Annotated in this window: 9 protein-coding genes; 4 read left to right on the top strand and 5 right to left on the bottom strand. The window is 75.1% G+C overall.

What is annotated here, in order from left to right:
* Nucleotides 1-15 precede the first annotated feature (15 nt).
* The 3 genes from ACWDR0_RS21045 to ACWDR0_RS21035 form a co-directional block, all read right to left on the bottom strand.
* The gene (locus ACWDR0_RS21045; protein WP_456353238.1) at nt 16-1,773 is read right to left on the bottom strand and encodes a DUF5719 family protein; all 1,758 of its coding nucleotides are present in this window, start codon (nt 1,771-1,773) and stop codon (nt 16-18) included.
* A complete protein-coding gene (locus tag ACWDR0_RS21040; protein WP_456353237.1) occupies nt 1,770-5,801 on the bottom strand; it encodes a glycosyltransferase in 4,032 nt (1,343 codons plus the stop codon). Before ACWDR0_RS21040 ends, ACWDR0_RS21045 begins: the two co-directional genes overlap by 4 nt.
* A gap of 1,072 nt (nt 5,802-6,873) precedes the next feature.
* The gene (locus tag ACWDR0_RS21035; protein WP_006348971.1) at nt 6,874-7,137 is read right to left on the bottom strand and encodes a WhiB family transcriptional regulator; all 264 of its coding nucleotides are present in this window, start codon (nt 7,135-7,137) and stop codon (nt 6,874-6,876) included.
* Between the two features lie 737 nt (nt 7,138-7,874).
* Here ACWDR0_RS21035 and ACWDR0_RS21030 point away from each other — a divergent pair.
* Genes ACWDR0_RS21030 through ACWDR0_RS21020 form a run of 3 tightly spaced genes read left to right on the top strand, consistent with a single transcriptional unit; the run spans nt 7,875 to nt 10,849 of the window.
* A complete protein-coding gene (locus tag ACWDR0_RS21030) occupies nt 7,875-8,477 on the top strand; it encodes a cysteine dioxygenase (RefSeq protein WP_456353236.1) in 603 nt (200 codons plus the stop codon).
* Nucleotides 8,478-8,489: 12 nt separating this feature from the next.
* Entirely contained in the window at nt 8,490-9,446 is a 957-nt protein-coding gene (gene cofD, locus ACWDR0_RS21025) for a 2-phospho-L-lactate transferase (protein WP_456353235.1), read from the top strand.
* Nucleotides 9,443-10,849, top strand: coding sequence for a coenzyme F420-0:L-glutamate ligase (locus ACWDR0_RS21020; RefSeq protein WP_456353234.1), 1,407 nt, complete (start codon nt 9,443-9,445; stop codon nt 10,847-10,849). Before cofD ends, ACWDR0_RS21020 begins: the two co-directional genes overlap by 4 nt.
* 170 nt (nt 10,850-11,019) lie before the next feature.
* Here ACWDR0_RS21020 and ACWDR0_RS21015 read toward each other — a convergent pair whose 3' ends face one another.
* Nucleotides 11,020-12,036 (bottom strand): DNA-3-methyladenine glycosylase family protein, encoded by a 1,017-nt coding sequence (locus ACWDR0_RS21015; protein ID WP_456353233.1) that lies wholly within the window; start codon nt 12,034-12,036, stop codon nt 11,020-11,022.
* Nucleotides 12,037-12,717: 681 nt separating this feature from the next.
* Nucleotides 12,718-14,082 carry an N-acetylmuramoyl-L-alanine amidase gene (locus ACWDR0_RS21010; RefSeq protein WP_456353232.1) on the bottom strand — a complete coding sequence of 455 codons (1,365 nt, stop codon included), beginning with the start codon at nt 14,080-14,082 and terminating at the stop codon, nt 12,718-12,720.
* Nucleotides 14,083-14,220: 138 nt separating this feature from the next.
* Here ACWDR0_RS21010 and ACWDR0_RS21005 point away from each other — a divergent pair, with 138 nt between their 5' ends.
* Entirely contained in the window at nt 14,221-14,985 is a 765-nt protein-coding gene (locus ACWDR0_RS21005) for a TIGR03089 family protein (RefSeq protein ID WP_456353231.1), read from the top strand.
* The last annotated feature ends 39 nt before the right edge of the window (nt 14,986-15,024 follow it).

Raw genomic sequence — 15,024 nt, 5'->3', positions numbered from 1 at the left:
TTCCTACACCGGCGTTCAGTCGCCGAGGACGGACAGGTCGCGTTCCGCTGTGGGCACCGGTACCGTCGCCCGGTCGTCGGCGAGGGTCTGGACCGTGAACATCCGGACCTTGCCGAGGGGCGGGGCGAGGGTGCGCGCCGCGTACACCGGGCCGCCCGACAGGGTTTCCACGGTGAGCGCGTAAGTGCCCTTCGGCCCGCCGGGGGCGTACGGGGTGAAGGCCAAGGTGGTGCCCGCGGCAACTGTGTAAGTCCGTACCGCCGGTGCGGGTTCCGTGGTGCCGGGCGCCGCGGGCGGTGACGTGGTCACCCGTACCCGGGCCGCGGCCGTCGGGGCGGTGAGGGCAAGGGTGGTGCCGGTGCCCCGGTTGTCGGCGGCGCTCGCCCGGTCGCCGACGGGACCGGTGGCGGGAATGTAGGCCACCTCCCGTGCCGTACCGGTGCCCCGGACGACACGGAGCGCGGCAACGACCGGAGTGGGGCGGTCCGTCTCGGCGGGGTCGAGGAGGAGGGAGCCCGCCTCGCCCCTGGTGACGCCCTTCAGTTCGACGCTCTCCGTGGTCCCGGCCCGGACCCGCATGCTCTCGTGTCCGACCGGCACGATCGTCCCGCCGGGGCCCGCGAGCCTGACCCTCAGTTCGGCGTCGTCCTCACCGGGGGCGAAGACCACCAGGCGTACGGAGGTGGCGTCGGCGGGGATGCCGGGCAGTACGGCGGTGGGCGACGCCTCGGCGGACGCGGCCAGCCAGTCGCCGCCCATGGTGTCCTCGGCGGCCCGTACGACCGCGCCGACACGTCCCGCGCGGACGGTCACCCGGAGTGTGGCGTCCGGGAGTTGAGCGGGCGTCAGGGTCGAGAGCAGGACCGGGATGCCGGCGCCCGCGGGGACCGGGATGCCGTCGGGGAAGCTGCTGGGCGCCAGTCCGTCCCGGCCGTGGATCTCGATATCGGCGACGGCGGGGGTGTCGTCGGGGTTGGTGAGGTGGAGATAGTCCTGACGGCCCCGGGCGGTCGATACGCCGGGGAACGAGAAGCCGGTGTCGGGCGCGGAGCAGGTGGTGCCGAGGAGGCCGCGGGACGGCCCGGACGGCAGGACGGTGGTCTGCTGGGCGGTCCAGCCGGGAGCCAGGGCGGCGGTGGCGGTGCCGATGAGCGCCGGGGCCTCGCCGCGGCCCGCGCGGACCGTCACCGGGGCGCCCGGCCGCTCGGCGGAGAGTACGGGGCGGGGCGGGGCGCCGGGTCCGTCGCCCGTGGCTCCGGGCACTCCCCCGGAGCGCGAGCGGTTCGGTTCCGGCCGCCTCTCCGGTCCCTCGGGGGCGGGCACGGGAGCCCCGGCGGGACGGAGCTCCGCGATGCCGGCGGCGGGGCGGGCGGGCGCGGAGCCTGCCGGTGCCGGGGCCGGGGCCGGTGCGGAACCCGATGCGTCGCCGGGTTTTCCGGGCGCGGGGGTCACCGCGGGCGCGGACGGTCCCGGCGTGGTCGCGCCGGGGTTCGTGGTCGTCCCGGACCCGGATGGCGCGGACCCGGACGGTGCGCGCCCGGCTGGGGCGTTCGGGGTGAAGGAGGTGTAGAGCGTTCCGGCCGCCGCGTCGGGCGCCCCGGCCGAGGGGCAGAGCAGGATGGACCGTTCGACCGGCATCCGGGCGGGCGCCGCCGCCCGGGCATTGCCCTCCGGGGTACCGGGGCCGGTCAGAGCGGCGATTCCGGTGATCGCCGCGAGCGCGGCGACGGCGGCGAGCAGGGGCTGGGGGTGGAGCTGGAGCGTGCGCTTCACTCGGACTCGCCTCGGGTCGCGTTGTCGGCGGGCCGGGGGATGGTCCCGGTCCCCTCGCCGTCGGTCCGGTCACCGGCGGGCCGGGTGACGGGCGGAGGGGGGAAGGCCGGAGTGGAGAAGGTGGGCAGGGGGGCGGCAGCCAGGTCCTCGTGGGACCGGTCGTCGTGGCGCCGGTCGTTGTGGGACCGGTTCTCGTAGGAACGGTCGTCGTGAGGCCGACCGTCGTAGGGGTGTGGGGCGCCGGTGGTTTCGGTCCCGGCGGGCGTGGCGTACGGCGGCGGATCGTGCGGTTTCGTGGCTTGCTGCCGGGGCAGGGAGGCGGGCCGGGCCGGAACCCGGTCGGCGCCGCCAGGTCCGCGGGTGTCCTCCGGGGTGCCGGGGCCGGTGCCGTGGCCGTCAGGAGCCGGGTCCGTACCGATGTCCCGGGCGGACGGGGCCGTGCCGGGAGCGCCGGGGCTCGTAACCCGGCCGTACGCGGCGGAGCCCGTACCGGCGCCCGGCTCGGACCGGGACGCACCCGGAGAAGCGTGCGCGCCGGAGCCCGCCCGGTCGTCCGGGGCCGCGCCCGTGGGGGCGGATCCGCCGGATGCCGCGGGAGGTTGTGCGGGGATGTACGCCCCGGCGGCGGGCGGTGTCGCGTCGGTTCGCGGGCCGGGTACGCCCGTGGGGACGGGCTCCGGCTCGTCCGGGAGGTCGTCGTCGCTCCGGCCGCGGCGGCCCGGCAGCGCCAGCACCACCAGTACGGCCACCAGCGCGAGCCGGGTCCGGAGCCAGCCGGTGTGCCCGGCGGACTCCTCGTACGTGACGACGAGCCTGCCGCCCTCGGCGGGGAGTTCGAACCCCTGGGCCCAGCCGTCCACGGTCCGCTTCGGGAGCTGCCCGCCGTTCAGCGTGGCCCGCCAGCCGGTGTCCGCGCGGTCGGCCAGGCGCAGCAGCCGGTCCGGGCCGCCGGCCGGGACCTCGACCCGTACGTCCACCGGCCCCGAGGGGACCGGCAGCGGGTCGGCCGTACCGTCCACGACGGTGACCCGGGCGATCTGCCGGTCCACTCCCCACAGCGCGCTGCCGTCGACCCGGCTGAGCCTGGTCAGCCCGGGGGTGGTGTCGAGGACCCGGGACATCCGCGGGGGTGCTCCGTCGCGTACCAGCACATAGCGGATGGCGTACCCGCTCAGCTCGGCGGCCTGGTCGGCACCGGAGCCCGCGACGAGCCGGGCCACCACCCGGTCGAGCCGGGGGTCGCCACCGGCCGCGCGGGTGAGTTCGGCGTCGCCGAGCCGGGCGCCCGAGCCCCGTACCAGGGCGTACGGCACCCGCCCCGGCTCCGTACCGCCGAGGACGAGCGTGCGCGGCTGGTCGCTGGTCCCGCTCTCCTCGGCGACGAAGGCGGGGACCTGGACCGGGTCCCGGCGCTCCAGCGGTCCGTCCGCGCCGCCGGACGCCCAGCCCACGGCCAGCTGGACGGGGGCGAGAGCGGCGAGCACGGCGATCAGTACGGCGAGGGGCTGGCGCCAGCCGAAGTCGCGGGCGGAGACCCGGGTACGGCCGAGTTCCGCGCCGAGACAGGCGGCGGTGATCAGGCCGATGCCGTACACCAGGGTCGCGGGGCCCGCCCAGGCCGAACCGTTGACGAGGGCCGCGAGGGCGAATCCGGCCAGGGCCACCGCCCAGGCGGTACGGATCGCGAACCGCCGCTCCTCGCGGATCAGTGCGGTCAGCGCGGCGAGGAGCAGTCCGGCGAGGAGGAGGGTGCCGCCCGTCCCGGGGCCGCCCGGGTTCAGGGTGAGCAGGTCCAGCGCGGACGCGGTGCCGTCGCCGAGGTGGAGCCCCGCCTCGCGGAGGAGGCCCGACGGTCCGGTCAGCAGGGTCAGCGACCAGGGGGCGAGCAGGACCACCGGGGTGAGTACGGCGGCCGCGAACCGCGGCCAGGCGGGTGCGGGATCGCCACGGCGTGCCGCGAGCGCCCCCGCGCCGAGGACGACGGCGAGGGGCCAGACGACGGGTGTGAAGGCGGTGAGGACGGTCAGCAGCAGGGCGTACGTCCAGGTGGCGCGCCAGGCCGCGCGGCTGTCGGCGGGAGTGGGCCCGGGGACGGGACCGGGGGCGGCGGTGGAATGTCCGGCTGCCGTCGCGGAGGCCGGGGCCGCCGTCGGAAGGGCGCGGGTGAGGGCGGCAGGGAGAAGACGGGTGGGGCGGCGGCGGCCGGAGCGGGGTGCGGCGGTCGCGGGACCGGAGCCGAGGCCGTGGGCGGTGACCGCCGTGCGGGCGGCGAGCGGCAGCAGGATCGCGAGGACCGCCGTACCGATCCGGCCGGACGCGAGGGCTCCGGTCGTGGCGGGCAGCAGTGCGTAGAGCAGGCTTCCCCAGGCCCGCAGCAGCCTGGACGTGATGAGCGGGCGGGCGGCCAGATAGGCGGTCAGACCGGCGAGCGGCACCGAGCAGACCAGGAGCACGGTCACGGCCAGGCCCGTGGAACCGAACAGCAGCGCGGCGAGACCGGCGAGCAGCGCGAGGTACGGCGGGGCGGTCTGGGTGCCGCCCGTTCCCAGGGCATGCCACTGGTCCGCGTACCGCTCCCACAGACCCGCGGCGTCGGCGGGAGCGGGCAGCAGTGCTCCCCCCGCGAGGGCACCGGGCGCGAACAGGCCCCGGCAGGCGACGAGTGTGACGAGGACCAGAACGGTGAAGAGGGCCGGCGCGGGCCTCAGCGCGATCTTCCGGAGGCGGGGGAATCTCCCGGCTTCAGGAGGCTCCGCATCGTCGCCGTCGGGGGCGGGTCCGGGGAGCGGAGCGGCATCGGGGCGGGAGCGGCTCAGCCTGCCCATGACCCGTTCGAAACCGGCCTTGACGGTGGCGCCCGCCGGCGGGAACAGGGGGCGCAGTTCGGGCGCTTCGACGGCGGCACCCGCCGCGGCCGCCCTGGCCCGGCGGCGCGCGGTCCGGCCGGACAGCACCCGGGCCGGGCGGAGCAGCACCGACAGCAGTCCGGCGACCTCGTCGACGGCGTGGCGGGGGGCCTTGCCGACGAGGTACGCGAGGGTGCGGACCAGCGTGCCGACGGCGATCCGCAGCAGCACGAAGGGCAGCGCGGAGGCATGGGTGTTGGTCAGCAGGGTGTGAACCGCGCCGGCCTTGGCGACCCGGTGCGGGGAGGCGGCGGAGCGGCCCGCGCAGTCGACGGTACGGCGCTGCCGGGTGGCGGCCTCGGCGTGCCGGAGCACGGCGTCCGGGGCGATCAGTACCCGATGGCCCACCCGGTGGGCGCGCCAGCACAGGTCGAGATCGTCCCGCATCAGGGGCAGCCGCCGGTCGAAGCCGCCGAGCGCGTCGTAGACGTCGCGGCGGATCAGCATGCCCGCGGAGGAGACCGACAGCACGGTCCGGACCTGGTCGTGCTGGCCCTGGTCCGGTTCGCGGCGGTCGAGGCCGGTCCAGCGGCGGCCGCTGGCGGCGATCGAGACGCCGACTTCGAGCAGCTGTCTTCGGTCGTACCAGCCGCGGAGTTTGGGGCCGACGATCACCGCGTGCTCGTCGGCCTCGGCGGCGGTGAGCAGTTCGGCGAGGGCGGTCGGTTCGGGGGCGCTGTCGTCGTGGAGCAGCCAGAGCCACTGGACGGGTTCGCCGTACGGCAGCTCCGGCATGTCGTACGCGTCGTCGTGCCAGGTCCGGGTGGCGGGATCCCAGCCGCTGGGCCGCCTGAGATAGGGCAGGTCGTCGGGGCCGAGGACACCGGCGGTGCGCGCGGCCTCGTCGACGGCGGTGCCGAATCCGGTACGGCGGGCGAGGTTCAGGACCCGCTCGGCGCCCAGTGTCTGCGCCAGCAGATGCGCGGACTCGTCGGCGCTGCCGGTGTCCGCGGCGATGAGGTTCTGTACGGGACGGCGCTGGCCGAGGAGCCCGGCGAGGGTCTCCGGGAGCCAGCGGGCGCCGTCGTGGGAGACGAGGACCGCGGTGATGACGTGTCGCGGGAAGGTACCGGGATGGGCCGTACGGAACGCGGTGGAAGGGACAGGCAGCGGGGCGGACATGGGGGTGAGGCCCTCCGGCCGGGGACGGGAGCGCGCGGTGGGGGGCGCGTCAGCGTCTGGGACGGGGGCCCACGATATCGGTTCGCCGCGGGGTGGGTTTCCCTTCCGGGAAAGGCGAGTTGGCCGGGCGCCCCGGAGAAGGGCGGTCCGGTGGGCTCGTGGCCGGTGGGAGGGGCTGCCCTGCGGGGTCGCCTCCCGCTGGGGGCTTGGGGGTGGGGGCGCCGTGGGTGGCTGAGCTTTGGTGTCCGGGTGCGGCCGGTGGGTGGCTTGTCGCGCAGTTCCTCGCGCCCCTGGGTACCTGTGCCTGCGGCCCTTGCCTGGTGCGGGTGCCTCGGGGATGGTCGAGTCCCGCTCTTCGTGGGGTCGTCACCCGGTCCTGTCTGGTTCGGGCAGGTCGGCGGCCTCCGGGCTCACCTCCTCGCCACGTGCGATGCACCGCCCTGAAGCGCATCGGTCTGGTCGCCCGTGGCTGCGGGGGCGACCCTGCACCCCCCTCCCCACGGACCCGTTGCATGGATGCCCCGGACCCCAAGCCGCCGACAGGTAAGCCCCTACTCCGGGGTGAACACATCCCCGGGAGCGTGACCGCACCCCGAGAGGGGCACACCCTCCGGGGGTGGTGACCGCACCCCGAGTGGGGTACACCTTCCGTCCCGGGTGACCGCAAGACATCTCTCCCCCCGGTGACGGCGACACCACCAGGGGCTTTGACCGCCTGCTCAAGTCGGGATCACGTGGGAGTGGGGTGCAGGGTCGCCCCCGCAGCGGACTGCGACAAGCAAGGCTGCCCCCGGGGCGGTGCATCGCAGGCCGCGAGGAGGTGAGCCCGGAGGCCCACGACCCACCCGAACCCAGACAAGGCGGGTCACGACCCCACGAAGCAACGGTCACAAGCTTTTCAGCCCCGCCGGCGTTTGAGGCGCAGAAGCAACCCGCACCCCGCGGGCAAGGCACACCCCCAGGGGGAAAGGCACACCCCCGGGGGCCCGCACCCCGTGGGAAACAGGGTCCCCGGGGGACCTGGGCGCGAGGAACCCCAGCGGGAGGCGCCCCGGCGCCTCGGCCGGTGGGGTCAGACCGCCGCTTTCTTCAGCCGGCGGCGTTCCCGTTCCGAGAGACCGCCCCAGATACCGAAACGCTCGTCATTAGCCAGCGCGTACTCAAGGCATTCCGAGCGGACTTCGCACGCCAGGCAGACTTTTTTCGCCTCGCGTGTGGAGCCGCCTTTCTCGGGGAAGAAGGACTCGGGATCGGTCTGGGCGCACAACGCGCGCTCCTGCCAGCCGATTTCATCGTCCGCGTCCTCGACCAGCAGTTGTTCGAACAGCTCGGTCATGTGCGCCCCTCGTCTGTCTTGGCGTCCCCGTGATGTTGCCGTGATCGATTCGGCCGAACGACACGAGTGAAATTACAAGTGTGTGCTCCGGGGCCGTCAAGCGGAGATCTGCTATTGGGCCCTGTATTCACTCTGCGGAACCAAGGGTATACGGAAAGTGTTCAAATCAGCAAAAATCTGACACTTGCCACATGTCTCGCTTCCGCTGGGATCCCGCACACTCCCCCCGCCCTCGAACGGGAAGACGTCAACACTTTCGGCCGTGTTGCGGTCGAACCGGTGAAGCGATCCGGATCACAGCCCGGCCGCGACCGCGACCGGGAGGAGTAGGGGTGAGGTGGGGATGAGGTGGTTCGTGCGCGATGTCTCCACAACCCTTGCGCTGCATAAACCTTTCTGCGCGCTCCGTAACCGGATGAGGTGAAAGATTTCCGCCAAACCGGTCATCGAGTTGACATCAAAGCCGGGCACCCGTCACCGTGGGTGGCATGTCAGCAGCCTCCGCGCCTCTCGCGACCCCCGTCCGTGGGTTCCGCAGCGCTGTGCAGACTCGCTGTCGTTGTTGTTGCGGCCACTGACCGGAATTCAGTGACGACGCTCCGTTGAAGCCGTAGGGCTCCGGGCGCCGCCCCTCTTCCCCGTAATGCATTTCCGTTGTTTCCCGTTGTTTCCGTCGTCCCCGCCGTCCGCAGCGCGGCGGAGGACCGACTCTCCTGCCGAGGGATCACCGCAGCCTCATGAACAACGACAGCGACCTCCAGATCGCCGGCGACATCCTCTCCGTACAGCACCTTCTCCAGCCGCCGCGGGAACACCCCTCCACCGTGGCCGACTTCGCCGGGCTCGCGCGCGCGGTCGCGGCCGATCGCACCCAGTGGGAAGGGCTCGTCGAATACGACGCCACCAGCCGCTGGTACCACCGCCTCCGAACCGGCCCCGGATACGAGGTGTGGCTGCTGTCCTGGGTGCCCGGACAGGACAGCGGGCTGCACGACCACGGGCTCTCGTCCGGTGTGCTGACGGTCCTGCGGGGCCGGCTCACCGAGCGGACCGAGCGCATCGTCCCGGCCCCGGCCGCTCCGGCCGACCCCGCCGGGGCGGGCAGCGCGCCGGGCCCGGGGGCGCGGGGGCGCGGTTCCGCCGGAGGCGCCGCCACGGGGACCACCCGGGTGCTCACCCCCGGCGAAGTACGGGTGTTCGCGCCCGGATACGCCCACGAGGTGATCAACGACGCGCTCGAACCGGCCGTGTCCCTGCACATCTACTTCCCCGGTCTGACCGAAATGCCGATGCACGGCGCCCGGTGCGCACCGGCCGGCCGGGACGTCGTACTCGCCTGACAGACTGCGGTCATGCGAATTGTGGTTCTGGCCGGAGGCATCGGCGGCGCCCGTTTCCTGCGCGGCCTCAAGCAGGCCGCGCCCGGGGCGGACATCACCGTGATCGGCAACACCGGTGACGACATCCATCTGTTCGGGCTGAAGGTCTGCCCCGATCTCGACACCGTGATGTACACGCTCGGCGGCGGCATCAACGAGGAACAGGGCTGGGGGCGTACGGACGAGAGCTTCCGGGTCAAGGAGGAGCTCGCGGCCTACGGTGTGGGGCCCGGGTGGTTCGGTCTCGGCGACCGCGACTTCGCCACCCATATCGTGCGGACGCAGATGCTGGCGGCGGGTTATCCGCTGAGCGCCGTCACCGAGGCGCTCTGCACCCGCTGGAATCCGGGCATACGGCTGCTGCCGATGTCCGACGACCGGGTGGAGACGCATGTCGCCGTCGAGATCGACGGCGAGCGGAAGGTGATCCACTTCCAGGAGTACTGGGTGAAGCTGCGGGCCTCCGTGGCCGCGGAGGCCATCGTGCCCGTCGGGGCCGAGCAGGCGAAGCCCGGGCCGGGGGTGCTGGAGGCGATCGCCGCCGCGGACGTCGTGCTCTTCCCGCCGTCGAATCCGGTGGTCAGCATCGGCACGATTCTGGCCGTCCCCGGTATCCGGGAGGCGATCGCCGAGGCCGGGGTCCCGGTCGTCGGGCTCTCCCCCATCGTCGGCGACGCCCCGGTGCGCGGGATGGCGGACAAGGTGCTCGCGGCGGTGGGAGTCGAGTCGACGGCGGCCGCGGTCGCCGCGCACTACGGCTCCGGGCTGCTGGACGGCTGGCTCGTCGACACCGTCGACGAGGGGGCCGTGGCGGCGGTCGAGGCGGCGGGGATCCGCTGCCGGGCCGTACCGCTGATGATGACCGACACGGACGCGACCGCCGAGATGGCGCGCCGGGCGCTGGAGCTGGCGGAAGAGGTGCGGGCGTGACGGCACCGACGTCCACGGGTACGGGTACGGGTGCGAGTGCGGCTGTGCCCGCGCCGGGGGCTTCGGCCGCGGCTGCCGCCGGAGCCGCGGAAGCCTCGGCGGACGGTTTCACCTTCGGAGTGCGGGCCCTGGACGGGCTGCCCGAGATCCGCCCCGGCGACGATATCGCCGCTCTCGTCGCCGCCACCGCGCCGGACCTGCGGAACGGCGACATCCTGCTCGTCACCTCGAAGATCGTCAGCAAGGCGGAGGGCCGGATCCTCGCCGCCGGGGACCGCGAGGCAGCGATAGACGCCGAGACGGTGCGCGTCGTGGCCCGGCGCGGCGACCTGCGGATCGTCGAGAACCGGCAGGGTCTGGTGATGGCCGCCGCCGGGGTCGACGCGTCCAACACCCCCGCCGGGACGGTCCTGCTGCTGCCCGAGGACCCCGACGCTTCGGCGCGGGCCGTCCGCGCCGGGCTGCGATCGGCCCTCGGGGTCGATGTCGGGGTCCTGATCACGGACACCTCTGGACGGCCCTGGCGGAGCGGGCTCACCGATATCGCGATCGGCGCGGCGGGCGTGCGGGTCCTCGACGATCTGCGCGGCGGCCGGGACTCCCACGGCAATCCGCTGAATGTCACGGTCACCGCCGTCGCCGATGAACTCGCCGCCGCCGGTGACCTGGTCAAGGGGAAGACCTCGGGCCGGCCGGTCGCCGTGGTGCGCGGTCTCGGCCGTCTCGTCGGCGACGGCGCGGGGCCGGACGGCGCGCGCCCGCTCGTCCGCGGCGCGGCGGAGGATCTGTTCCGGCTCGGGACCTCGGAGGCGGTACGGGAGGCGGTGACCCGGCGGCGTACGGTCCGGGAGTTCACCGACGCGCCCGTGAACCCCGCGGCGGTACGACGGGCGGTCGCCGCGGCCGTCACCGCACCCGCGCCGCACCACACCACGCCCTGGCGCTTCGTGCTGCTGGAGTCGGCCGGGGCCCGTACGGAGCTGCTCGACGCCATGCGGGAGGCATGGATCGCGGATCTGCGGCGGGACGGCAAGCCGGAGGAGTCGATCGCGCGGCGGGTGCGCCGGGGCGAGGTGCTGCGCCGGGCTCCGTACCTCGTCGTGCCCTGTCTGGTCATGGACGGTTCCCATCACTACGGGGACGCCCGGCGGGACGGCGCGGAGCGGGAGATGTTCGTCGTCGCCACCGGCGCCGGGGTGCAGAACCTGCTGGTGGCACTGGCGGGTGAGGGCCTCGGCTCGGCCTGGGTGTCCTCGACGATGTTCTGCCGTGACGTCGTACGGAAGGTCCTCGGGCTGCCGGACGACTGGGATCCGATGGGCGCGGTCGCCGTGGGCCACGCGGCCGCGGCGCCCAAGGAACGGCCGCCGCGGGACGCCTCGGCGTTCATCACCGTGCGGTGACGCTCCGGCGGGCCTGCCGGGCCCGTGCGGTGACGCTCCGGCGGTCGTAGCACGGTCCGTGGCTGCGGCTGTACGCCGTTCCGGGCCGGGCCTGTTCCGGGCGGGCGAGTCCTGTTCCGGGGGGACCTGTTCCGGGGCGGTCCGGTCCGGGACCGGCGCGGCCCGGGGGCTCAGAGGCGGCCGATGTCGGTTTTCGGCATCTTCGGCTTGCGGCGGGGCGGGATCCGGCCGCTGAGCAGGACGTAGCGCACGGCGCGGTGGCGCTGGCCCTCGTACGGGGCGAGGAGATCGAGCATCGCCGCGTCGTCGGCGTCCCGGTCGCCCGCCAGTGCCCAGCCGACGATCCGCGGCAGGTGGAGATCGCCGACGGTCACCTCGTCCGGGGTGCCGTTGCTGCGCTGCACGGTCTCGGCGGAGGTCCAGGGGCCGATGCCCGGTACGGCCTCCAGCCTCGCCCTGGCCCGCGCCGGGTCCATGCCCGCCGCCTCCTCCAGCCGGCGGGCGACCCGGACCGCGCGCAGGATCGTCGCCGCGCGCTTGTCGTCGACGCCCGCGCGGTGCCACTCCCAGGACGGGATCAGGGCCCAGGCCCGGGGGTCGGGAATCACCCGGAGGCCTCCGCGGCCGGGCATCAGGTCCACGGGACCGGGCGCGGGCTCCCCGTAGGCGCATACGAGCAGCCGCCAGGCCCGGTACGCCTCGTCCGCGGTGACCTTCTGCTCCAGGACCGAGGGGATCAGCGACTCCAGCACCAGGCCGGTGCGGGTCAGCCGCAGTCCGGGGCGGTGGTGGCGGGCCCGGGCGACCAGGCGGTGGCGCGGGGTGAAGGCCTCCGGGTCGTCCTCCTCGCCGAGGAACGCGGGCAGGGCGTCGAGCAGCCAGTCGGCGCCCCGGCCCCAGGCGCGGGCCTCGACCTCTCCCCCGCCGCAGGCGGCGACCCGCAGGGTGCCAGGCCCGGCGGGGGTCCGGGCGGTGCGCCATACGGCGCCGTCGGGCGCGGTACGGAAGGTGGGGTCGGCGGGCCCCCGGCGCAGCACTCCCAGCACCAGGCCCAGGTCCAGCGGGCCGGACGGACGCCAGCGCCGGGTCGCCCCGTCGCCGGGGCCGGTCCGCCCGGCGGGCGCGGGAACGGCGCCGGTGCCGGTGCCGGGCACCAGGGCGGGTCGGGGGGAGAAACGACCGGACAAGGGGGTCCTCGGAGTGACGGAAGGCTGCCTCTCCGAGGGTAGGCCCCACCACTGACACCCGGCACCCGTCCCTTGCCGGGGGCGGCGAGAGGGTGGGGGCGGGGGCGGTCGCGCCGGGCGGCCCGGGTACCCCCGGGTCGGGCCGCCCGTGTCCAGGCGTACCGGTGCACCCGCACTCCGGCCCCGGGCACCCGCGGCCGAGCACCCGGCCCCGACACCACGGCCCGGGTGGTCCTGTCTCTGTTCGCAGACGGGTACCTGACCGAGCCCGGCGCGGCGCTGCCCTCGGGCCCGGGTCGCCACCGGGTCCCGCGGCGCTACCGAGGCCGGGCCCTGCCCACAGACAGGTACCCGGTAACCGGGCGCGGGGGCCGACCCCGCACCCGCCGCGGCGCTGCCCGCAGGCCCAGGGCCGGGTATCCGCAGGCCTGGCCGGTGCTCCGTACCCGCACCCGGCCCGTCGACAGCGACGAGGCGCACTGGCTCCCGGGACGGCTCCGCCGCCGCGAGCGCGTCGGCGAAGTCCCGGGCACGCCGGGTGGGCGGGGCGTCGGGCACGGCCCGGCCCGGCTGCCCCGATCCGCGGACCCGCGTCCGCAGGGCAGGGGCCCCGCGCCCGGCGCGGCGCACCACGCCCTGCGGGTGGCCCCGGGGCCCCGGGGCCGCCCGCGGAGCGGGGTGTCAGGTGCGGCCCTGGTACCCGGCGGCCGTGGTGCGGATGGCCGGGAGGCGGTTGTAGAGGCGGGTGCCGGGGCAGTCGGTGTAGACGCCGTCCCGGTGGCCCGAGATGACATGGAAGCCGATCTTCTTGCCCTTCTTGTACTTGCCGCTGCCGCCCGAGGTCAGCGTCACCTTTCCCTGCGGGTTGGCCTGGAAGAGGCCCAGTTTCCACGCGGTCAGCCGGGCGACCGAGGTCGCCACCGCGGCGGGCGGGCCGGACTTGTTGTAGGTGCCGAGGACGGCCACGCCCATCGTGTTGGAGTTGAACCCCAGCGTGTGCGCGCCGAGGACGGCCTTGGTCACCCCGCCCGCCCGGCCCTCGTAGACGTTCCCGCACTTGTCGACGGCGAAGTTGTAGCCGAAGTCCCGCCAGCCGCTGCTCACCACGTGGTACCGGTAGATGCCGCGCAGCACCGAGGGCGCCTGGGCGCAGGTGTAGTTGTTGCCGGTGGAGGTGTGGTGGACGAACGCCGCCTTCACGGTCCGGGTGTAGACGTAGCCGCCCTCCCGCAGGGACTCGTTGGCGCCCCACTGCTTCCGGCTGGTGATCGCGGGGCGGGGGGCGGTGTACTTCCTGGCCGCCGTGAAGGCGGCGGTGAACGAGTCGGGGTAGCCGTCGGGGTACGGCGAGCCCGCCGCGGCGGGCGCCGCGGCGCGGACCGCGGTCCCGGCGGCCGGTGCGCCGGGCGGCCCCTGGGCACCGGGCGGGGCCTCCCCCGGGTCGACCAGTTCCAGCCGCAGTCCGTGCGGCAGCTCGCGGCCCGGCTCCTCGCCCCGTACCCGTACCTCCACACCGTCCGAGGCTCCCACCCACAGCGGTGCCGTCGCTCCGCGCAGCCGGCCCGACGCGGCCTCGGCCGTTCCGGGGTCGGCGCCGTGGTCGCCCGTATGGGTCTCCACGCCCTGCCAGTCGGACCAGACTCCGGTCCCGGCGGCCCGGGTGCGGATCTCGACGGTGCCGTGGAGTTCGGTGTCCGCGTCGCTCCAGACGACGCCGACGAGGGAGAAGGGACGGACCCTGGGTTCGTAGCGGCCGCTCTCGGGGACGGCCCGCAGTTCCGGATCGGGCGGGGGGACGGACCGGTCGGACGGCGCGTCGGGGACGGTGGACGCGTCCGGTGCGGCGGGGTGGTCGGGGAGCGGCAGGGACTGGGTGGAGCCGGGGACGTCGGGGGCGGCCTGTACGGGGCGGGCGCGGGGCGCCGCTGGGGCGTCCCGGGGGTCGGCGGACAGGGTTGCCGCCGACGCGCCCGAGGGCAGCGTGAGCGGGAGGACGAGCGCGGCGCAGGCCGCGACACCGGTCGAGGAAGCCAGAAATCCACGCATGCGAAAGATCCTGATTCCCCGTCGGCGACTCCGCGCGCCGGAACCGGGGCGGGAAAGGGCCGGGCCGACGGGCCGACCGGAGGACCCCGTCACCGGTACGAGGGACGCCGCCGAGCGGGCGCGCGTAACCTTGCCGGGATGAACGCCAGCGACCGCACCCCCGCCGACCTGCTGCGATCCGCGCTCGCCGCGGACCCGGGCCGCCCCTTGATCACTTTCTACGACGACGCCACCGGTGAACGGGTGGAATTGTCCGTCGCCACCTTCGCCAATTGGGTGGCCAAGACGGCGAATCTGCTCCAGGGCGATCTCTCCGCCGGACCCGGCGACCGGCTCGCGCTGCTGCTTCCGGCGCACTGGCAGAGCGCCGTCTGGCTGCTGGCCGGCGCGTCGGTGGGAGTGACCGTGGAGATCGGCGGGGACCCCGCGGACGCGGATGTGGTGGTCAGCGGCCCCGACACGCTGGAGGAGGCCCGGGCCTGCACCGGTGAGCGGGTGGCACTGGCACTGCGGCCGCTCGGCGGCCGCTTCCCGCAGGCCCCGGAGGGCTTCGCGGACTACGCGGTGGAGGTACCGGGCCAGGGCGACCGCTTCGCCCCCTTCGTACCGGTCGATCCGGACGCCCCCGCGCTGGCCGTCGGCGGGGTGGAGCTGACCGCCGCCGAACTGGTCGGGCGGGCCCGGGCCGATGCGGAGCGCCTGGGCCTCGCGGCCGGGTCCCGGCTGCTGGCGGCCGGTGAGTACGGGACCTGGGAGGGACTGTCGGCCGGCCTGTACGCGCCGCTGGCGGCGGGCGGATCGGTGGTGCTCTGCCGCCATGCGGACCGGCTGTCCGGGGAGGACCTCCGGCGGCGCATCGAGAGCGAGCGGGTGACCGGGACGGTCGGCGTACCCGGCGCGTAGCGGCCCGGTGCAGCGGTCCCCGCCCGGAGCCGCCCGGTG

The organism is Streptomyces sp. NPDC003691 (genome assembly GCF_053981115.1).
The sequence above is the reverse complement of the archived record's forward strand: the minus strand, read 5'-3'. Positions and strand labels throughout refer to the sequence as shown.

Coding starts and splice junctions, on each gene's coding strand:
- ACWDR0_RS21030 (WP_456353236.1), top strand. CDS start 7,875: ATGAACAACGACAGCGACCTCCAGATCGCCGGCGACATCCTCTCCGTA.
- cofD (WP_456353235.1), top strand. CDS start 8,490: ATGCGAATTGTGGTTCTGGCCGGAGGCATCGGCGGCGCCCGTTTCCTG.
- ACWDR0_RS21010 (WP_456353232.1), bottom strand. CDS start 14,082: ATGCGTGGATTTCTGGCTTCCTCGACCGGTGTCGCGGCCTGCGCCGCG.
- ACWDR0_RS21040 (WP_456353237.1), bottom strand. CDS start 5,801: ATGTCCGCCCCGCTGCCTGTCCCTTCCACCGCGTTCCGTACGGCCCAT.
- ACWDR0_RS21005 (WP_456353231.1), top strand. CDS start 14,221: ATGAACGCCAGCGACCGCACCCCCGCCGACCTGCTGCGATCCGCGCTC.
- ACWDR0_RS21035 (WP_006348971.1), bottom strand. CDS start 7,137: ATGACCGAGCTGTTCGAACAACTGCTGGTCGAGGACGCGGACGATGAA.